This window comes from Spirosoma sp. KCTC 42546 (assembly GCF_006965485.1).
In the GTDB taxonomy this organism is placed as follows: domain Bacteria; phylum Bacteroidota; class Bacteroidia; order Cytophagales; family Spirosomataceae; genus Spirosoma.
The window spans coordinates 4,910,219-4,931,092 of the sequence record NZ_CP041360.1; the positions used below are offsets into that span (position 1 = coordinate 4,910,219).

The 20,874-nt window shown below is 50.9% G+C and carries 18 protein-coding genes and 2 tRNA genes; 9 read left to right on the forward strand and 11 right to left on the reverse strand.

From position 1 onward, the window contains the following. Positions 1-210 precede the first annotated feature (210 nt). Positions 211-483: a hypothetical protein gene (locus EXU85_RS20140; protein ID WP_142773807.1), complete on the reverse strand. Its 273-nt coding sequence runs from the start codon at positions 481-483 to the stop codon at positions 211-213. A gap of 1 nt (position 484) precedes the next feature. Continuing rightward, positions 485-1,117: a hypothetical protein gene (locus EXU85_RS20145; protein WP_142773808.1), complete on the reverse strand. Its 633-nt coding sequence runs from the start codon at positions 1,115-1,117 to the stop codon at positions 485-487. A 216-nt stretch (positions 1,118-1,333) separates the two neighbouring features. Here EXU85_RS20145 and deoC point away from each other — a divergent pair, with 216 nt between their 5' ends. The 4 genes from deoC (at position 1,334) to EXU85_RS20165 (ending at position 4,771) form a co-directional block, all read left to right on the forward strand. Next, positions 1,334-2,101: a deoxyribose-phosphate aldolase gene (gene deoC, locus EXU85_RS20150; protein WP_142773809.1), complete on the forward strand. Its 768-nt coding sequence runs from the start codon at positions 1,334-1,336 to the stop codon at positions 2,099-2,101. A gap of 81 nt (positions 2,102-2,182) precedes the next feature. Next, positions 2,183-3,097 (forward strand): sugar phosphate isomerase/epimerase, encoded by a 915-nt coding sequence (locus EXU85_RS20155; protein ID WP_142773810.1) that lies wholly within the window; start codon positions 2,183-2,185, stop codon positions 3,095-3,097. A 1-nt stretch (position 3,098) separates the two neighbouring features. Beyond that, complete coding sequence (locus EXU85_RS20160) at positions 3,099-3,692, forward strand: phosphatase PAP2 family protein (protein WP_142773811.1); 594 nt, start codon at positions 3,099-3,101, stop codon at positions 3,690-3,692. A gap of 80 nt (positions 3,693-3,772) precedes the next feature. Continuing rightward, on the forward strand, positions 3,773-4,771 hold the full coding sequence (locus EXU85_RS20165) for a helix-hairpin-helix domain-containing protein (RefSeq protein WP_142773812.1): 999 nt from the start codon (positions 3,773-3,775) through the stop codon (positions 4,769-4,771). Between the two features lie 125 nt (positions 4,772-4,896). Here the strand turns inward: EXU85_RS20165 and rlmD are convergent, their stop codons facing one another. After that, entirely contained in the window at positions 4,897-6,345 is a 1,449-nt protein-coding gene (rlmD, locus tag EXU85_RS20170; RefSeq protein ID WP_142773813.1) for a 23S rRNA (uracil(1939)-C(5))-methyltransferase RlmD, read from the reverse strand. Positions 6,346-6,417: 72 nt separating this feature from the next. On the opposite strand from rlmD, the gene EXU85_RS20175 reads away from it, so the two are divergent. Further along, the gene (locus tag EXU85_RS20175; protein WP_142773814.1) at positions 6,418-8,664 is read left to right on the forward strand and encodes a gliding motility-associated C-terminal domain-containing protein; all 2,247 of its coding nucleotides are present in this window, start codon (positions 6,418-6,420) and stop codon (positions 8,662-8,664) included. 142 nt (positions 8,665-8,806) lie between these two features. Then, positions 8,807-9,616, forward strand: coding sequence for an SDR family oxidoreductase (locus EXU85_RS20180; protein ID WP_142773815.1), 810 nt, complete (start codon positions 8,807-8,809; stop codon positions 9,614-9,616). Positions 9,617-9,701: 85 nt separating this feature from the next. Here EXU85_RS20180 and EXU85_RS20185 read toward each other — a convergent pair whose 3' ends face one another. Next, positions 9,702-10,445: a hypothetical protein gene (locus tag EXU85_RS20185; protein WP_142773816.1), complete on the reverse strand. Its 744-nt coding sequence runs from the start codon at positions 10,443-10,445 to the stop codon at positions 9,702-9,704. Between the two features lie 54 nt (positions 10,446-10,499). On the opposite strand from EXU85_RS20185, the gene EXU85_RS20190 reads away from it, so the two are divergent. After that, positions 10,500-10,572 (forward strand) — tRNA-Lys (locus EXU85_RS20190). A gap of 78 nt (positions 10,573-10,650) precedes the next feature. Here EXU85_RS20190 and EXU85_RS20195 read toward each other — a convergent pair. After that, positions 10,651-11,061, reverse strand: a complete 411-nt coding sequence (locus EXU85_RS20195) for a DUF3127 domain-containing protein (protein ID WP_142773817.1) — start codon at positions 11,059-11,061, stop codon at positions 10,651-10,653. A gap of 151 nt (positions 11,062-11,212) precedes the next feature. Between EXU85_RS20195 and EXU85_RS20200 the strand changes: the two genes are divergently transcribed. Together EXU85_RS20200 and EXU85_RS20205 are read left to right on the forward strand one after the other, a co-directional pair. Then, positions 11,213-11,294, forward strand: a tRNA-Leu gene (locus EXU85_RS20200). A gap of 94 nt (positions 11,295-11,388) precedes the next feature. After that, positions 11,389-11,652, forward strand: coding sequence for a hypothetical protein (locus tag EXU85_RS20205; RefSeq protein WP_142773818.1), 264 nt, complete (start codon positions 11,389-11,391; stop codon positions 11,650-11,652). Between the two features lie 79 nt (positions 11,653-11,731). Here the strand turns inward: EXU85_RS20205 and EXU85_RS20210 are convergent, their stop codons facing one another. Genes EXU85_RS20210 through EXU85_RS20235 form a run of 6 tightly spaced genes read right to left on the reverse strand, consistent with a single transcriptional unit; the run spans position 11,732 to position 20,842 of the window. Continuing rightward, positions 11,732-12,376: a hypothetical protein gene (locus EXU85_RS20210; protein WP_142773819.1), complete on the reverse strand. Its 645-nt coding sequence runs from the start codon at positions 12,374-12,376 to the stop codon at positions 11,732-11,734. Then, the gene (locus tag EXU85_RS20215) at positions 12,348-16,457 is read right to left on the reverse strand and encodes a hypothetical protein (RefSeq protein ID WP_142773820.1); all 4,110 of its coding nucleotides are present in this window, start codon (positions 16,455-16,457) and stop codon (positions 12,348-12,350) included. The genes EXU85_RS20210 and EXU85_RS20215 overlap by 29 nt, the downstream gene beginning before the upstream one ends. After that, entirely contained in the window at positions 16,454-16,759 is a 306-nt protein-coding gene (locus EXU85_RS20220) for a hypothetical protein (RefSeq protein WP_142773821.1), read from the reverse strand. The genes EXU85_RS20215 and EXU85_RS20220 overlap by 4 nt, the downstream gene beginning before the upstream one ends. 5 nt (positions 16,760-16,764) lie before the next feature. Then, a complete protein-coding gene (locus EXU85_RS20225; protein WP_142773822.1) occupies positions 16,765-18,324 on the reverse strand; it encodes a hypothetical protein in 1,560 nt (519 codons plus the stop codon). After that, positions 18,321-20,207, reverse strand: a complete 1,887-nt coding sequence (locus tag EXU85_RS20230) for a phage tail protein (protein ID WP_142773823.1) — start codon at positions 20,205-20,207, stop codon at positions 18,321-18,323. Before EXU85_RS20230 ends, EXU85_RS20225 begins: the two co-directional genes overlap by 4 nt. Beyond that, positions 20,189-20,842: a hypothetical protein gene (locus tag EXU85_RS20235; protein WP_142773824.1), complete on the reverse strand. Its 654-nt coding sequence runs from the start codon at positions 20,840-20,842 to the stop codon at positions 20,189-20,191. Before EXU85_RS20235 ends, EXU85_RS20230 begins: the two co-directional genes overlap by 19 nt. Between the last annotated feature and the right edge of the window lie 32 nt (positions 20,843-20,874).

A 20,874-nucleotide genomic window follows, 5' to 3' on the forward strand; every position in this document is an offset into this window, starting at 1 on the left:
TACTGCTGCCATCTGCACAATGGGAAAAATACCCTTTCTCATAAGAAAAATACCATCACCAAGATCATCACAATTAACACAGTATTGATACTCCCAGGGACAGTATCAGAATGAGTTTATTGATCCATTCTATCAAATAGGCAACCCCCGCCTTTGGAAACTGAATCTTTTCCAAAGGCGGGGGTTGCAGAAATCGAACTAGTCTTATTGTTAAAGCAATTTGGCCGCAATACCGACCAATAGGTCTACCCCTTTCGAGATACTCTGAATCGCAGCGGCTTTCTCTTCATTACTCTTCGTTGCATCTTTAACTTCGCCCACAACTTTGGCAAAGTCTTCCTTCGTGATGGCCGATTCGTTAATAAGTTCCTCTACCTCAGCCATTTTTAGCGTCGTGAGACTAGCAATCTGGGATCGAAATTTCCTATCGGTCTCGTTAAGGGCCGTATCGATCAATTTGTCAATATCTATTTCATCAGGCATCTTAGTTAGGGAGTTTGGGGTTGAATAGCTTCGTTAGATCATCATTTAGCTGCTGAATATTGTCGGAGAGTTTCCCGCCTTTACGAATGAACGTATCGATAGTTCCTTCGATGGCATTGAGGTCAATACGATTACCAGATAAAGATTTAAGCTGGCTGAACGCCTGCTGGCGGCTATCGGAAACCTTCACCGCCGATTCGAGTAATGCCTGTAGGCCAACAGCACCACGCTCATAAATTCGGTAATCTTCATTCAGTCGTTCAATTAAACTAATCCGCTGTGCATCCAGAGCGGTTTGCATCGAATCGCGCCGGGCACTGATTCTAACCATGCTCTTACTAAGCAGAGCGGGAAAGTTATCTTTCACATTAAAATCGGCCGGAAGACTTTTCATCAACGTTGCGGCAAAACTTGGTATATACTCCTTCTCGATAAAGGCATCAATATCTGCACGTTTACGCTGAAACAAATTATTTGTTAGCGCTACATTCAATTGGTGCATGCGCGCTACTTCAGCCCGTAGCTGATCCGATAAAGCCACAGACTGTGAAGGAATACGAGCGCAGGCACTAAATCCAATGGTCAGAACCACCAGCGACCAGGCTAGGAAAGTAGAAAATCGGGGAGGGAACATAGAGTTATTGGGATAGAATTTTTGAAAAGCGGGCAACTTATTTTATCAGGTCTAAAGATTAGAAATATTCTTACCACCTTCAATAACCTTCTCTTTATCGGTAGAATACTTTATAGTCAATGAGCGTCTATCAATAGTTTCCACCCAAGCCGATCTATACAAATACCATGTCCTACATTTGGTGCCTAATTCCTAAACTCCCCCATGACCCTGATTATGAACGCAACCCTAATCCACGACATCGCCAAACTCATTGACCATGCGCTGCTTCACCCAACCCTCACCGATGCTGAACTCCGTGAAGGCATCGAACTGGCCTTGAAATACGATGTGGCCTCGGTTTGTATTAAGCCCTATGCCGTTCGAATGGCAACTGAACGGTTGGCTGGTTCAGATGTGCTGGTAGGAACGGTGATTGGGTTTCCGCATGGTGCGAGTACCACGAGCCTGAAAGTTGCTGAAACGGAGCAGACTTGCCAGGATGGAGCGGTTGAAATTGATATGGTTGTTAATATCGGCAAAGTGCTGGGCGAAGACTGGGACTATGTTGCCGACGAAATCGGTGTGGTTCATAAAACCTGCCAGGTGCATGGAGCCATTCTGAAAGTGATCTTCGAGAATGATTTCCTGCCCGATGATGCGCATAAAATAAAACTCTGCCAGATCTGTACCGAAGTCGGTGCTGAGTTTGTCAAGACATCTACTGGCTTTGGTTTCGTAAAAGGCAGCGATGGCAACTACAACTACGAAGGAGCAACAGAACACGATCTTCAGCTGATGCTCGATCACGTTGGCCCGAACGTTCGGGTAAAAGCCTCCGGCGGTATTCGTACGCTTGATGGTCTGCTACACGTCAAAGAAATGGGTGTCTCGCGACTGGGCACTTCGGCTACGGCAGCCATCATGGAAGAGGCTTACCGGCGGTTTGGCGCAGTTAATGCCAATACGCCAATAGTCCCCATTGCCGAAACAAATGGGTATTGATCAGCATAAGGGATTGTCGGGCAGTTGTCAGTATCTGTCCTGATTTTGTTTATTTTGCACCCTCGAATCAACCCTAAACGTATGCTCAACCTCGGCTTTGTTTCGGCTATTTTGGCTGATTATGACCTGAATGGCGTGTTAAAATTTGCGTCAGAACACAATTTCAAATGCGTCGAATTGATGTGCTGGCCATCCGGCAATGCCGATGTCCGCAGGTATGCAGGCGTCACCCACGTGGATGTCGACAACCTGAATGTAGATCAAATTCATACGCTGACCAAGCTCTATCATATTTCCATTTCGGGCCTAGGCTATTACCCAAATCCACTTGACCCTAACCCGGAGCAGGCCGAATTCTATCGGGAGCATATCAAGAAAATCATACGAGCCGCAGCCAAACTGGGGGTGCCTGTAGTCAATACGTTCATTGGTCGGAATCCATCACTGAGCATTACGGATAACCTGAAATTGTATGCCGATCATTGGCCGGCCATTGTGAAAGTAGCTGAGGAATGTAATGTAAAAATCGGCATCGAAAACTGCCCAATGTGGTTTACAGACGATGAATGGCCAGGGGGCAAAAACCTGGCAACCACGCCCGCCATCTGGGATCGGATGTTCGAGATTATTCCCTCCAGGGCGCTGGGACTTAATTACGATCCCAGTCACCTGATTTGGCAAATGATGGACGAAGTAAAGCCTATTTACAACTATCGCGACCGGCTTCATCATATTCACCTGAAAGATGTGAAACTCTACCCTGATAAACTAAATCGGGTGGGGATCATGGCCAATCCGCTGGAATATCACTCTCCTAAACTACCTGGCCTGGGCGATGTACGTTGGCGTGATTTCTTCGCGGCCCTGACCGATGTTCGCTATCGCGGGCCTGTCTGCATCGAAGTTGAAGATAAAGCTTATGAGGCCCACCCAGATGATGTTCAGACGGCTATTCTGACCGCCCGGAATTACCTGAGTCAGTTTCTGGTGCTGTAACATGATTGATACACTCAATCAGCTCGACATCGAGCTCTTCCTTTGGCTCAATGGTCGTTACATGCCCTGGCTGGACCCGATCATGATTTGGATAACGGAGCGGAACAGCTGGTTTCCGCTCTATGCTCTACTCATTGGCTGGCTGATTTATAAGTACCGAAAACAAGCAATCGGATTCTTACTTACAATTATCGCAGCCGTTGCCATCGGTGATCAGATAGCGTCATCGGTGCTTAAGCCCCTCACCCATCGGTTGCGGCCCTGCCATGAACTTGCAGTGCAAAAACTAATGCATCCAGTAATGGAATGTGGTGGTTTATATGGATTTGTGTCTTCACACGCGGCAACCACATTCGCGTTGGCAACTACACTCTGGCTGTTACTGGGCAAGCGGTACCCCTGGTTGTTATGGGGCTTTTTATGGGCCGCCATCGTATCGTATAGTCGAATTTATGTGGCCGCCCACTATCCACTCGATGTACTGGCAGGCACCGGTGTCGGCGTTTTGTCAGCCCAGTTAGCTGTCTTTATTTTCCGCTGGTGGCTACAGCGTTCTGAGCGCTCTGCTGTTGAGAAAAAGTCATTTGTCGACTAATAATCGCAATGAGTTGCATAAAATAATTTAACAGTTTAGTTTGCGCTAGTTACATACCCATCCGCAACTATCTGTTAGTCATGTTCAATCGGCTCCAATCCCTCATTCGTGATTATTTTGGATTTTCGCACAAGGAGGCTAGAGGCTTCAGCGTACTGATCTTTCTGACGCTCCTTTGCCTACTAATTCCATTCGTTTATCGATTCGTTGCTGACCGAAAACCAATTGATACCTCCCTTGCCGATGCGCGTAAACTCGACAGTCTGGTAGTACTCATGCAGGCCGAAGAGGCTAAACAGCCACAGTTCGGTAGTCGGACGGATAAAGACAAAACCACTGCCGAGCACTTCAGCGAGCCCAAACTCTTCCAATTCGACCCTAACACGATCAGTGTAGCTGGATGGCAGCAATTAGGACTACCGCGCTGGTTAGCGGATCGCATCGATAAGTACCGCGCTAAAGGCGGGCAGTTTCGTAAGAAAGAAGATTTGCTCCGCATTTACGACTTCCCACCCGACCTCTATGATCAACTAGAGCCTTATATCACATTAAAAGAAGCAACACATTCAGAACGGCCGAGTAACGAGACCAGTAAGCCTTATAGCAATGAGCCTTACAAACCGGCCGAACGGCCAGCTTATGCAGAGCGGCCGACCTTTGCAGAACGGCCTGCCAAGCCCATTCCACAACCTTTCGACATTAACACAGCCGATACCTCCCAGTTAATTGCGCTGAAAGGCATTGGCGCTACCCTGGCCGGGCGCATCGTCAAGTTTCGGGATGCACTCGGCGGCTTCGTTTCGACGGAGCAGTTTCGGGATATCTATGGCCTTGACTCCCTTGCGCTCGACGAACTGGTGAAATTCGGCAAAATCCGGTCGACGGTTCACAAACTACCAATTAACACCGCCACGGCTGAGGAGCTGGATCGGCATCCGTTTTTGTCGCGTCGCCAGGCGCAAATCATTGTCAATTATCGTGAGCAACACGGTGCCTATACCTCGGCAGAGTCGCTTAAACCCATTCGGATACTAGATGCTAAAACCATCGAGAAGATTGCCCCGTATCTAGAATTTTGATGTTAGTGAAGTGAGTGGAGTAAGTGTAGTAAGTATAGTAGGAAAAGTAAGGCTACTCGTTTCTCCCTACTACACTTATTCCACTCACTTCACTAACTTCACCTATTACACTTACTCCACTCACTTCACCCTCTTTTCCTCAAGAGTACTACATTCTCTACGTGATGCGTATGCGGAAACATATCGACCGGTTGTACATTGGCTACCGAATAGCCTTCGTCCAGAATACCCAGATCACGGGCCTGAGTAGCCGTGTTGCAACTTACATACACGATTCGATCGGGAGCGGCTTTCAGCAATTGGCGGGTTACGGCCTCGTCCATTCCGGCACGAGGTGGATCCGTAATGACCACCTCTGGTCGACCATGCTGGTCAAAGAAGCTATCGGTCAGAATATCGCGCATATCTCCTGCTACGAAAGTTGCATTTGTGATTCCGTTTACCTGGGCATTGACACGCGCATCTGCTACTGAAGCTTCCACATATTCAACTCCAATTACCTGCCGCGCCCGACGCGCCACAAACAGGGCAATTGTACCCGTACCGGTATACAAGTCATACACTCGTTCGTGGCCCGTTAGTCCGGACCATTCACGGGTGATTTTATACAGGTTGTGGGCCTGCTGCGCATTGGTTTGGTAAAACGATTTGGGGCCAATACGGAACGTGAGTGGCGGCCCATCGGCCTCCCCCATCTGCTCCTCGATGTAGGGTTTTCCAGACCAGTTCATGACTTCCTGATCCTGGTAGCTATCGTTTTTCTTGGTATTCAGAATATAGTTTAGCGACGTAATCTGCGGAAAGTTAGCTTGTAAGTGACCGAGCAAGCCGTTTAACCACTCCGGATTGTCCTGAGCAACCTGCAACGTTACCATAACCTGGTGCGTAGTGTCGGCAGTGCGGATGATGAGCGTTCGTAAATAGCCCGTATGCGTTTTCAGATTATACAACGTCATATCATGCTGAAAAACATAGTCCGAAACCGCCTGCCGGATAGCGTTAGACGGATCGGGCTGGAGGTAGCAATGATGAATAGGCAGCACTTTATCGAACCGACCGGGCACGTGGAAACCCACGGCTCGCTGATCAATCGACTCGCGGGTGCTTACCTCGCGCTGGGTCAGCCATCGGCCTTCGGCGCACGTAAACTCAAGCTTATTGCGATAGTATTGCGTAGGATGAGCAGGCAAAATTGGCCGTATTTCAGGCAATTCTACTTTACCAATGCGCGTCAGATGATCAACCACTTGCTGATGCTTGAAACCCAGTTGCTCACTGTACTGAATATGCTGCCACTTGCAGCCGCCACAGGTACCAAAATGTTCGCAAAATGGCTCAACCCGCACCGGCGACCACTCGTGAACACGTTCGGCAACAGCTTCGCGATACTGCTTTTTGGTATTGGTGATGCGCAGGTCCACAACATCGCCGGGAGCCACACCCGGACCACCGGTCGGGTTTTCAACGAAAATAACGCCCTCGTCGGTACGCACAATGCACTTTCCCTCGGCTGCCACGGCATCAATTCGGACGCTTGCCAACCGTTCGGGGGTTTTATGAGTCTTCCTACGCATAAATTAGTCCTAAAAAACTGCTAATTTAAGCAGCCGTTTTGGGACGGTCTCAATACCGAATCGATTCTACGTATGTTGAAACTGTACCGCACGTTATGGATACCCTTATTTTTAACCAGTTTACTCCTGGTTATGAGCCACTTTGCCCAGGCAACCCATATTGTTGGGGGCGAGTTAGAGCTGCGTTATTTGGGTACGCAGGGATTTTATACCCATCGCATTAACCTGAACTTGTATTTCGATGCCATCAACGGAAATCCCGGTGCCAATGATGCAGTCGTTACCGTTGGCGTTTTTGCGAAACGAACGAACCGATTTATTGGCTATGTTCCACTTACTCGTATCAGTAGCGAGCCCGTAGCTTATACAAGACTTACCTGTGCAGTTGCTAACCTGAGTACGTTGCTGATCCGGTATAGTACAGACCTAACCCTTGATCCCAACATTTTTAATGACCCAGGCGGCTATTATATGTCCTGGGAACGCTGTTGCCGAAACGGGACTATCGTTAATATTACAAACCCTGGCGCAGCCGGCTCCGTATTTTACCTGGAATTCCCGGCCATTTCCAGTGGGCAAACAAACTCATCACCGGTATTTACCGTCCCTAAAGGTGATTACGCCTGTATTGGACAGCCTTTTACACTTGATTTCAGTGCCAAGGATGCCGATGGTGATAGCCTGACTTACACCCTGGTCACGCCCTATAATGGCTTTAGTACAGCAGCTGTGCCTGATCCGGGCGCGTTAAATCAGGCACAACAGCCTGTTTTCTACTCGGGTCCTTATACGTCGATCCAATGGTCTAATGGCATCTCTACCGCGAATGAAATTCCGGGAACCGCCCCTCTGCGTGTCGATTCGCGCTCAGGACTGCTCAGTGTAACCCCTGATCGGGCCGGGCTATTTGTCTTCTCGGTCGAAGTGGGTGAGTATCGGAATAAAAAATTAATTGGCGTTGTTCGGCGTGATTTTCAGGTGCTGGTAGTGGATTGCCCGAAAAATAATCCACCCAAACTGTTGTTCCGCCCCGATGGCCAAAAAACCTTTTATACACAGGGAAGTGTAATTACCATTGCGGAAAAAGACACGAACTGCCTGAGCTTATACATAACTGATATTGACCCTAACCAGCGGATTAGCATTACCAACATGAGCGGATCGCTACCTGGGCTTTTCCTTACCCCAAGCGTTCTGTTTACCCGCTCAACCCGCGATACGTTACAAGCTAACTTTTGTTTCGGGCGATGCGTTGGGGCCGATGGCAAGCCTTTTACGCTGATTATCCGGGCAACAGATGACGGCTGTCCGCAAGGTCTGAGTGATACCATTAGTATTCGCCTGAACATAATTCCCTCCCTGAATCACAAACCTGTTGCCGGCACTGATCTACTGAATAATCAAGGAAAAGTTACGGTTGGCTCATCGCTTACGTTCAATGCCTTTGGGAACGACATCGACAATGACAACGTCACTATTCAGGCCGTTGGCCGCGGATTCACGCTGGCCCAGGCAGGTATGAGTTTCGGTTCAGCATCGGGTTTGGGCAAAGTATCACAGCCTTTTTCGTGGAAGCCCACCTGTGCTCAGGCTACCCAGACCGATTATGTGGTCGACTTTATTGTGACAGACACCCGATGCAACCAGAATTTGCGTGATACGGTCACGGTTAGGCTGGCGGCAATAGGCATCCCAAGCCAGCCACCGAGTGTACGAACCACGCTGGCTCAACCCGTAGTTGAGTTGACCGTTAGTACCGCCGACTCGATTGGCCGAACAATTTTCGATGTGTTGGGAAATGATCCCGACCGGGATACCATCCGACTAATCGGTACAGGACGGGGTTTCGACGTAAAAGCAGCGGGTATGAATTTTACGGATAAGTCAGGTCTGCCAACCCTTCAATCAGCCTTTACCTGGAAGCCCACCTGCGAGTTGATGGCTGGGAAATCGGAAGCTACGTTTATTGTTGATTTTGTCGTTGATGACCGCTCCTGCCAGCCAAACCATACGGATGTAACTACGGTTACGTTTCATGTCAAAAACCCATCGGTGAACGCCGACGTAAAGGTTCCGAATATATTTACTCCAAATGGCGACGGGTATAATGATTATTTTGCAGTGAAAGATCTGCCTGAAAACTCCTGTGAAGAACAATTCAAGCGAATAGACATTACGAACCGCTGGGGAGCTACGATCTTCTCATCAACCGATCCAAAATTCCGATGGTACGGCAACGACTCTCCAGTTGGTACTTACTACTACCTTCTCCTAACAACCAAACGAACCTTTAAGGGAACAGTAACGCTGGTGAGGTAGTGGAGTAGGTGGAGTGAGTGAAGTAGTCATGTAAAATGCGAAAATCCTATAACTACCGCCTTTACTTACTGCACTTACTCAAACTACTTCTCTACTTCACCTACTCCACCAATCTCCGAATCACGTACCTTTGTTCTTCCTTATGAAAGATAAAATTGTACTCATTACCGGTGCCTCATCGGGCATTGGCCGAGCATTAGCGTTTGCATTCGGGCGCGAAGGAGCCAACATAGTGATCTGTAGCCGTACGGCACAAGCCCTTCAAACCGTTAGCGATGAACTTCGCCAGGCAGGAATTAATCTACTTTCGGTAACAGCTGATGTAAGCAGTGAAGCTGATGTCAAGCAACTCATCGAACAGACTATTTCGCACTTCGGTCGGTTAGATATACTCATCAATAATGCGGGTATTAGTATGCGTTCCATGCTGATTGACACCGATCCGGCTGTTATTCAGAAAGTGATGGATATCAACTTTATGGGAACGGTATATGCCACCCGCTACGCCCTACCTTACATTCAGGCAACCAAGGGCTCTATTGTTGGCATTTCATCAATTGCCGGGTACCGGGGCCTACCCGTTCGGAGTGGCTATTCAGCCTCCAAGTTTGCTATGAACGGGTTTCTGGAAGCAGTTCGGACTGAATTGCTGCATACTGGTGTTCATGTACTGACTGCCTGCCCTGGTTTTACGGCCTCCAACATTCGTGTATCGGCTCTTGATGCACATGGTCAGGCAAAAGGTGAAACCATGCGTGATGAAACAAGTATGATGAGTGCCGAGGAATGCGCCGACCACATACTCAGAGCCGTAAAAAATCGAAAGCGAGAACTCGTCCTGACAACACAGGGAAAATTTACCGTCTTCATGAATAAATGGCTGCCTGGCCTGATGGACAAACTGGTTTACAATACATTGGCCAAGGAGAAGGACTCACCATTAAAAAAATAGTGAACTAAGTGCAGTAGTGGGTGTGGTGGTTACAGGGTTTTCACATTCACACTACTCACTTCACTCATTCCACCTACTCCACTTACTAAATTATCCACACGTTATCCCGACGGATAAAGTACAGTTCGTTGTGCCAGAGGACGCGTAAATAGATATCTTTTGTACCCAGAATATTGACTTTGTGCCCTCTCCCTATCACGTCAACAATGGGGGCTGCTGCGGATGGATCGGTGCGTAACAAGACACGGTCATGACTGGTAATACCCGATTGCACTCCTTCGGGTAGGTTCGTGAAGATCAACAGTAACAGCAGATAGACGAATATAATCCATTTTTGCCGTCCTGGAATTGCCTCTTTCTGAAGTACTTTAAGCATTAGTACGCTAAAAACATAACCCGCAGGAATCAGGAGGAAAAGCAGGAAATAGATACCGTATTTGCGATAGAAGAGGTAAAAATAATTTAGATCATCCGTTTCATAACCGCTCAGATTATTCGCCCGGGCAATGTCGCTCATTCGACGCAATACGGCATCGTCAGGATGTCTGTCAAAATAAACATCCAGGTAATAAAGTAGCCGGGGCACATCATTTTGCTGTTCGTAGGCGCTGGCTAACTTCAATAACATAGGATCTGTAGCCGAATGTCCTTCGGCTAAGGCCATCTCATATAAATGCGCTGCATTTGCCTGATCGCCAGAGGCAAACAGGGAATCGGCTCGTCGGAGCGAGTCAGATGAGATCGTCTGCGCCAGCGCGCCCACCGAACAAAAACAAAAAAATAGGCTTATTTTAAGGGGAATGGCTTGCAATGAACGAAATAAGGCCATAATTTTGCACCACAATTAAGAACAGCCCCTTTCATGAGGGTTCACAGTTCAACCGATTTGGTAGCTCAGCTGGTAGAGCAATACACTTTTAATGTATGGGTCCTGGGTTCGAATCCCAGCCGAATCACAAAGAAGGTGTAATAAGTAAAATGAGTGTAGCGGGTTTACCTACTACACTCATTTTACTTATTACACCTTCTTTTCATTAGAAGGGCAAATCATTACTTTCTTCATCAAAGGCTGCATTAAACGACATAGCAGCCGGTTGACTCTGCGGAGCTGGCCGTGACTGCGGTTGTTGAGTCGCAGCAGGGCGAGCGGGTGCCGAGCCAGCATCTCCTTCAGCTAGTTCAATACGGAAGGCTCGCAATTCAGTATACCAACGATCATTATATTCGCGGGATTCAGCACTAAATGTAGCTTTTAATGTGTCGCCACTAGCATACTGTTTTAGGTCTGCTACTTTATCACCCCAAGCCGTCAGGCATACTTTTTTTGGGTATGATGCATCAAGGGTTTCGATAACGAATTCCTGCTTACTCCAAGGGCCTTTCTGGCTTTGCCCCGATACTTCAGGCAGAACTTTTATGAGTTTTCCGACTAATTCCAGTGCCATAAAAATTGGACTTTTAAACGTGATTTAGAAGGATAAAAGTACGAAATTTTGGCCACTTATGAGCCACTTTCCGCTAAAAAAGGAAAAGTTTCATAGTTCTGTTTGGCAAAAGAAAACAAGAATCTTATCTTTGCACCCGCATCGCAGAAATGGCCACGTGGTGAAACTGGTAGACACGCCATCTTGAGGGGGTGGTGCTGCAAGGCATGGGAGTTCGAGTCTCCCCGTGGTCACAAGGCAAAAACAACAATGCACTGAACTTCAATAAGTTACAGTGCATTTTTTGTTCCTCCACTGAAACATGACTGAAACCCACCTGCCTCACTCATGCAAAATCCCGAATCACAGCTAATAAATAAACGATTTTTTCAGGCCATCGACGAGCTGGTCAGTCGGCGGGTGTTGCGCGGAAAAATCAGCTTTGCCACTAAGTACGAGCTAAACCCCGGCAACTTCTACCAGCTGCGCAAGAAACCGGTGAACGAGTTTCAGTTGTGCTATTTGACGTGGCTGGTGAGAGATTTTGGGGTTAGTTCCCAGTGGCTGCTGACTGGGGAGGGGGAAATGTTCTCCAGGCGATTTAAGCAATAAAAAAACGATAACCTCAATATGGGCTACCGTTTCTGAACCTTCCTCTTTTTATAACCAATAAACAACTACTCTTCAGATTTTAACTCGTGGCGTCACGGGTAATTTCAATCCAGTCCTGTGCCCACTGTGTACCACTGACCCACTTAAAATCAATGGTGTTCATGCCTGATTGCAGGGTGATATCATTGGACAGGGTTGCCGTTTTGCGGGTACCGTCATTACCCGTCATCGTAAAGTTGACCCAGCTACCCCCGTTAATTCGGTAGGCACCAATTCCCCCTTCAGACGTATTGGTCTGGTAGCGATGAACGAATTTAAAACCCGAAAGCGTCGCGCCCAGCGTGTTATTGACGTTATTATACGTCAGGTTGCCCGAACTATCGGTGATCGTACCCCGTACATTCTCATCACCAGGCGCATTGGTGTAGGAACCCGCCCCGGTGGCAAGTTCGGCCTGCATGTGCCCCGTCGAAAAGGCCGGATAGGTCGTAGCCGGCGCATCGGGCATCTCCAGTGGGGGCACGGTATTGGCTTCAATGACGGCCCCGTTGGAAACGGTTATGGGGTGCGGATAGGTGCCTGACTTGATCGCATCGGCCATCGCCGTTCTGCCTTCCAGCGTTTTGGGATAGATCTCGATATCCCGGTCCGTTTTGCCATCGTATAGGAACAGTCCCGTCAAATGGCTTTTAATGTTAACTTTTTGCAGCGCGACGTTTGGCATAATGGGGTTGGTTTGATGGTTTCTGAATGCGAATGCCCAATGTTTTCTTTCGGTGTCGGCCCGTGCCCAGCGCCAGGCCCAGTAACAACAGGGGTAATCCATTCTGCGTTGGTCCCGACGGATTGCCCGATATCCATTCGATCTGGATCCGCTCACCCACCGAGGATGGATTCGTAGACAGACAGGGGTTACTGATGGTGAATTGCAGTTCATTGATAATGCCTTTCCATTCCGTCTTACTTGTCATGTTCCACTCAGCGGTGTGCCATTCGCCATCGGCCTCCAGATTCTGGGTCACCATGTAGTCACAGCTTACGTTATGGCCATCGGGATAGATCTGGGTAAAGGTGGCGGGTAAGGGATTGGGCGAAAAGTCAGCCTGCCGCGCCCGTCGCCATTTGAGGGTGATGGCTGGGTTGCTCCGATTATAGGTCACATACCGATAGCGCATGTACACTTTCTTATAATTTACCGCATCCCATGCCCCCACGGGTGAGCAGATCCGGCCGCCATCCTGCCAGGTCACATCCCAGTTACTACGCGCGGACTGATAACCCCCATCGGTCGCGTTGAACAGGCTCCACAGCTGCCGACCCGCCTGATTGAAGCGGTATTCAGGGGTGAGTGAGCGCCGGTTCTTGGTCAGATCGTAGGCCGCTTTCCGAACTTCGGCCAGCGTACCAATGACGTAGACTACCGAAAACTTGAAATCGATATTTTTATCCAGCATCAACTGCGGCTGCCAGGACATATAGGACCGGCCAAACCCCTCTCCATCGGCATAGTTGAACAGGCCGTCGTACTGACCGATCTTAATGCTGGGCGTGGGCAGGATGATGCCAATGCCCCGACCTGTGTTATCATCCCCGCAAAACAGCCAGTTTTCCGTTACGAAATGAGATCCCTGGGTTTGTCCCGAATTTTCGGGCAACACAATCGAGCGGGACGGTGCGCCCGTATACGGGGCATCGCCATCGTACCAGTGCCATCTGCCCAGGCTCCCGTTGGCATGACCGGCGGGCAATTCCTGAAAGCGTGGGTATTGCTGAAAATTATCCCCCCCGTTACTCGAATTTCGATCCAGTTTCAGCCGGTACCAAACGCGGGTCATATTGCCCGTCTGATTCACCCACTTCTCCAGAATATCGCCCAGTTTGGTGCTTTGCCCTGTCGTTTCGTGGGTATTGGGGCCGTTCCACTGAGCCATATCATTCTTGGTATAGTCGATGGTCTTACCCCCCACCGTTCCCCGGCCGTAGGCCAGCAGGGCTGAGCTCTGGGCGTTGATATCACCAATCTCCAGCGGGTTATCACCAATCTGCATGGAAAACCCATTGTAGGTCCAGGGGGCAGGGTTTCGATACCAAGCCGCCTGAAAACTCGACCCCAGATCAATGGTATTATTCTGGCGGCCCTCCTCATCCTTGCGGCCCGGAATGTAGCGCGGATTAGCGACCTGGTTGCGGCCAATGGTCTTATCCCATATACCCTGAATACCCCCCGCCAGCCCGTTACTGCCGTACGAGCCGGTTTTCAAGTTCAGGACCAGTTTCACCGTGTCCGACTCCTGCGCAACCGTATAGCTGCCCGGAATGCTGGTGGAGGCTAATGGCTCATACGAAAAATCACCCGCCAGATTTTCCGCTATCGAATTGCCGATCACGGCCGTGGTAGAGCCCGTACAGCCCGATACGGTGATGGTAGCTACGGCCGTTTTAGGCGAACAGCCCGTTTTAGTGCTGGTTACCGTATAAGCATAGGGTCCGTTGGTGGTAGGCGCTACGGCAGTGACCGATTGACCCAGCGCCGAAAAGCCCGACCGTGCCCAGCTAAAGCCAAGACCCGTGGCGGCTGATCCCGAAACGGTGGAGGCTAATGTAAATGAATTACCACAACTAACGCTTAGACTCGTAGCCGAAAGGGTATAGTTACACGACACGCCCGTACTGGCCACCATGGACAGTTCGGATTTGACCACCGCCGGGGGCGTCGGATGTGAGGAAATAATGGCCTCCCGGTAATCCCCCCGCCAGGTGATGGTTTCGGATAGCAGGCTCTTGAACTGAAAATACAGATCTTTTGGCAACAGACCGACGGCCGCATCGGGCAGGCGGAACCATTCCACCCCCGCTTTTCTGCCCTTGATGCGAAACTCGTAGCCGGGCGTTACGGGGCCTGCGCCCTTATTGACCCAGAACGTCACGTCGGTGTAGCGATCGACATCCTGACAGGGCCACCACCAGTAGAGCCAAAGGGCCGGATGGCCATCTTTGACCGCAATGCCCCCCACGATAATGGGCTTTCGATAAAACTGATCTTCGGGGGCCGGATTGCCATTGTTAAAGGTGCCCTGATTCTTGATCCAGAGCTTGGGTTGCACCATTTGCCAGGGCGTGTCGAATATCCAGTCGAGCAATTTGGCCCGGTGGAATCCCTTCGTGTACATCTCCACACTGGCCAGCGATTTGCCGCCCATATTGGCCCCCAGTGGCGCTTTGGGCCGCGTTTCAGACCACCCCCTGAGGTAATCCGAAAACAGATACATGCCGATGGCATCGGCTTCGGTCCAGTCGGGATTCAGGGGCCGGGCATTCAGCTGGGAAAATTGGGCTTCGGTGGTACCAGTAGAGGCCGGCGAAATGCCCGATTCGCTTTCCGCATCAATTCGAAACTGACGAATGAAGCGGGCCGCGCCAAACCCGGTCAACCGATCAGTTGACAGCGGCAAGTGTTTGCTACCCGCCCGAAAGAACCAGTTCGTATAATAACGGGCGAAAATGCCATAAAACTTAAGCTGGCTTTTGTAGGCATCCTCATTATAGAGGACCGTCGACTGGCCCGTAATGGTCGTATTGCGCACATCGGTTCGCCAGATCAGCCCGCCCGACGTGTTTTTCTTATATGTGCCATTGGGGTTTTTCTCAAATAAACTCTGCTCATCCCAGGTATGCTGAATGTAGGAGCCCACGCCCGCAAAGGCTTTGCCATCGCGGAACAGGGCCGCCAGATCGGTCGATGCGCCCAGGGGTACTGTTTGCGAACTACCCCGAAAGACCTCATCGACTGTATTCCAGGACATGTACCGGGGATAGCCCGTTGCGCCATCGATATTGTCAAAATTCGAGGGGTTGACATTGGTAATGTTGGCATGGTCCGACAGACCCGACTTCATGCCCGGCCCATTGACTTCCGACAACCGGATCAGTTCCTTGGTGATCCAGCCGACCTGATTGTACCACTGCTGGTAGTAGGAAATGCCGTTGTTACGCTCCTTGAATACCTCATGATTGACGCTGAAGTAATCCACCCCACCGCCTTTCCAGTCGGCCTGCTGAAAGGTCTGGTACCAGTACTGGGCGTAGAGTTTGCAGGTTTCCTCATCGTCGATGAAGAGGTGTTGCCCCTCGAAATTGCCACTCCCGATGCCTGCCCAGTCGAGTAGTTTTTGCTTTCTGGGATCGCTATTGGATAAGGACTGTGCCGCATTATAGGCAGCCTGATAGTTGGCCATTTCCAGCGCCCGCTTGAACTGGGTGGGATAGGTATCCCCATCGTTCCAGTGCGCCGATTCGGACGTTCGGTTCCAGCCCCGGCTCATCAGGGTATTATCATTCATATCCGAAAACAGGGTCCCCGGATAAATAATGATCTTACTGGCATGCGCCGTAAAGGGGGGAAACCGGTTATACAGCGCCGTCCCAAGGGCCGTCTGGGGAGCCATCGGGTAGTAATTTCCCAGTAGCCTCGGCACATTTCGAACGCTGTCAGTCAGCACCGGGGCCGGGGCCGAAACGACCGGATGCGACTGGTAATCGGTACGCGTGTCGTAAAAATTATGGGTGTACTTACCCACAATGGACCCCAGTGAGGGATAGGGCGTAATGGGCAACGTACCGGTATTGACGGCCGTTAGAAACCCAATATCGCCCGCCTGGGTAAAGGGGTAGATTCGCTTATCGCGAAGGACCGTCTTTTTAACAACGGCCCCGTTGACCGTCGTGTTAACGGGCTGAAAGACCAGGTTTTGCGACTGGGCCAGATAGGAGCCCAGCAGGAGCCAGAGAAGAACTAGTTTTTTCATGAATTTAAGGAATCGTTGGGTTGACCGGGTTCGGTATCTCCGCCCTCAATAACGGGCTGACTAGGATCAAGTGAGAAGTTGCCTAGGGTCGAGCCGCCACCACCCGCGCAATCGCGCAGCTTCCAGCCACTAAACCCGGTAGCCAGTACGGGCCGGGTGGTGGTAACAGCGGCTTTTTTTTGCTCGTAGGTATACGTGTTGAACAGTGCCAGCGATTCATCACAGCTGAGCGCTTCGCCGTCGTAGGCCCAAATGACAACCGAGCCGTCGGGCTGGGTAAATTCTTTCGTTGCTTGTAGCATAGCGATTAGGGGGCTAAGGTTATTGCGTCATACCAGGGGCCAAAGCAGCCCTTCGATCCGTTGAAGCCGCCGGACAGTACCGGATAGCCTGCTTTGCGTGGCTGATCTTCCCATACCATCGTCCAGGCGTCGGGTTCGGCTTGCAGGGCATTCCAGATCTTAGCGGAGAGTTTCGCCGTTGAACTGCCCGTTTCTTCGTACTTGAGTCGCAGGTAGTACCAGGTGTTCAGGCTGGTCGCAAACGAAGCGGTCGGGCCAATCCCTACCCCGTTATGTACAAACTGGATGGTTACGGCATCTTTCAGGCCGAAGTAATAGCCGTCACTAGCTGCTGACCCGTAGCGCAGACCAAGCCCCAGCCGGGAATCAGTGGTAAACGCCGTTGGTTTCAGCAGACAAAGCGCCTGATCAGCATTCAGCGAATTCTGGGAGCCGCCCGTAGTAAACTGGAGCATCCGCTGGTCAGCCGAACTGGCCGTATTGGTCTGGCAGAGTTGCCCGGTGGACCAGCTCCACGTTCCCGCGCTACCGATGAAAGCATAGCCATCCGAGGGGCCTCCCTCTTCGGTAAAGAAATTAAAGCTGAAGTCGTTGGAGTGGGTTGCCCAGCTGGTATCGGCTAGCTGTCGGGCCTGCGCCCGGTTGATGGTCAGTTTGTGAATGTCCCAGATGGACTGGAAGGCCGAATCGGTATCACTGACCCAGATGTTGAGCACCTGATCGGATACACCAGATGCAACACTAATCCGGCGCAGGCCCGTACCCGCATCAAAACCGAAACTTACGCCCGTGGGCAAAGCCGCCACCGTCGTGGTTGCCAGATCCACAACCTGACGAACGATCAGCGATTGCGAATCACCCGGATCGGAAAACAGATCCGCGTTCAGATCGTAGTGCTGATCCCCCGATGCCGTAATGAGCTGATCGGCCTGATGGTGATTGACCGTCGGCACCGGGTTATCGGCTTCCCCTTCCCAGTCGGCGTCCAGAATTTCCACATCAATACTATCCCCGTCGGTGCCTTCCCAGTCGGCGTCCAGAATCTCCACGTCGATGCTGTCAACGGTTACCACGGGAATAGCCTCATAATCCACCGGATTGATGAATACCAATGTGGGTTCGGGTGTTACGACCGTATCGCAGGTGGCCATGAAGTCGCAAATGATCTTTTTGTAAGCCGGATTGGCCATGGCCTTGGTAAATAGAGTGACTAAGGCCAGGCCCACTTCGGTGTCGGTGGCGGCCGCAATGAGTTCGAATAGCGAACCAGTTCCAATGTCTACCTGCCCTCCGGGACTACCCGAAACGACCCGGTTCGATTCGGTAATCTCAAACGGAGCGACCAATACTTTCCCCAATGAGCCGGGCTCATTGTCTGGAATCAAAGCATTGCGGGCGTAGAGCCAGTAGAGAATCCCGGTTCGAAAATCACCGCCATCGGGGTCCATATTAAAAATCAGCTCCGCCGACCACTCGACCCAGGGTGTGAACAGGCCGTTCCGTTCGATTCGGTATTCCCAATCAGGCCCCGTGGCCGTGCCGGTGGGTACAAAGGAATAAATCATAATAGAATTTTATGGCCCACGGCCTGTAGTTTCGCAATCAGTTGCTGCTTCAAATTGTCGGGCGTACCCTGAAATACATTTACCTCCAGCTTATGGCGTACCAGCTGATCATTGATCAGGGCCGTGTAACCCGGCGGCAGGGGCTGAATGCCCAGTGTGTAATTAGTCGCATGCGCCAGCGGTCGAAGCTGATTCTTGATGCTCTGATCGAGTTGCGCCTTGATTTGCTCCGGGGTCAGGGGCTTGGCGGCCACCGGATCGGTGAGCCCATTGCCATTCAGCACCTTGACCACATCTTTCTGATGCGCCAGAATCCTAGCCAGTAAAGGCACTTTGGGCGCATCGCCCAGGGTGAGCGTATACTTATAAGGCCGGATGACGTCGCGCGTAAAACCGATGATTCTTATATATCGATCAATAGCCAGTTCCGTATCGACCAGGCGTATCTGATCGCCCACGGCAAAGAAACTGGGCGGATTGTCGATTGGAACGGGTCCCGTATCCCCGGCTAGTTTCTGTAAATACATCTCGTCGATGGTGAGGCTGTATTCCACGGAAGGCGTACTATTTTCACGAAGCCACTGCATGCCCGCAGCGAGAAGTTGAGCCTCAGCCGCCTGTACATACTCATTCGGCATGATGATATCCGTCAGTACGTAGGTATCCCCAGCGGCAATCCGAAACGGTGAGCTTTCCACCGGATCCGGGAACACCTGCCCCCGTTCATCGGTGAAGGATTTGATCGTAAAGGTCTTGGTACCTGCATCGAATTTGACCAGTTCAAAATCATAGCCCGCCAGACTACCCGTCTGAAAATGAACCTTCACTGACAGGCCCGGTACCAGATACTGATAATGGGGTATCTGTTGGCTATTCACCACATCATACCGGTCGATGGCGTGAGGGTTGAAGGGAATACTGGGGTCCGTGAAGGTTAACTGACCCGTTGCAGCCCCTACGGTACCGGTGCGGTGCGGGTAGATTTCCTCGAATACCTGCGTTCCTTCGATCAGCCCAAACGCGTTCACCGCATCCAGATTCTGAATGTAGGAATCGTTCAGCGAGGAGGTACCCGAACCGGCGAACGGAAGTTGCAGCCGGGTAGCAAACCCCCGGTAGCCACTGGGCAGGTTTTTCGAACTACCAAATATGTATGCACGGGTAACAAACGGTGTCTGAGAAACCGACCGGCGGCTTAGTTCATATAAACCCTTCCCCTGTCCATATTGAACTGTAAAATCCAGTACCTGCCCGGCCGGTTTGATGTGCAAAACCCGGTTGGGCGCATCGTTGGGCCGATATTCGATACTAAACTCCGTGCCCCATTCGGTGCATAAGCGTTGCAGCACCGACAGACAGTTCTCATTCTCGAAGGTGAGGTTTTTGGTCACCGTATCATCCCCATCAATGGGAGTGCCGACCGTGCCATTTTCATCCACTTCACCGGGTACCTGCACCGTGCCCAGCCCCCAGGCACCGCCGAATACGCGGGCCAGATTGGACATGAGGATGGTGGCGAAAAACTGAAGATTGCCCGTTAGTGAGAAACTAGACGACAGGCCATTGCCGTTCACCGCCGTATCAAAGAAAATAACCCGAAGCAGATGGTACTGTGGCCCCTCCAGTGACAAGTCGTATTCGAACTGATCCTCACCCAGTCGCTTCCAGGCAGGCAGTTGATTGACCGTGTACAGCTGACCATACACCGCTACCGTATCCCCAATGGAGATGCTAATGGGCGCATTGGACGTGGCCGTCAGGTTCACCGTATCTACGTTGAGCAGTTCGATCTTCTGTTCCCCCTTGGCGATGCCGCGTAAGGGAGATAGGCTAATCAGGGGATACTGGGGCCCGCCCGGTTTTATCAGTACAATCGGGACCATAACACAGTCAGGTTAGCTTTTGAGTGTTCAGTCAGCCGTTCCAACTCGCCGGCGATGATCAAATAATACGGTACGCCCGACGATCCGCCATAGGTATGGGAATAGCTCTGGTTAGCGCCAACGGCTTCTGTTACACTGCCATCCCCCCAGTGGAGTTTGATCGGCGTAACAACGGACAGCGTGATCGTAGCGGTCGTACCCCCTGTACCAATCAGGACGTATTTGACCGGCTGGGGTTCGATCAGAATGAGCGTAAACTCGCCGATCATCACCCCATCCCGCCATTCTTTCTTAATCGTTACACCCGCTTTACAATACACCTCAAAAACCAATGGCTTTCCCGTCACCGGCGTAAACTGAAGCCGCTGGGTACCGGATTTGACCAGTTCCGTGAGCAGGGCGTTTTGCTGGGTCAGGAAGTTATCGGCCGAACTAGCGACCATCCAGCAAGTCAGACGAATCTCTCTGGCCTCGTAGCGGGGGCGTGACAGATCCACTACCTGCCCATGGGCATCAGGCCAGTCGACCGCAAAGGGCTCTTTCAGGCTCAACCCATCGACAACGCCCTCCGAACTGGCCACTTTAATGCCCAGCTGGGAGAACAAAACGCCGTTGATCGAATAGTTTAAATTCATCTGTTTACTAGCTAACTACTTCCATTACAAGT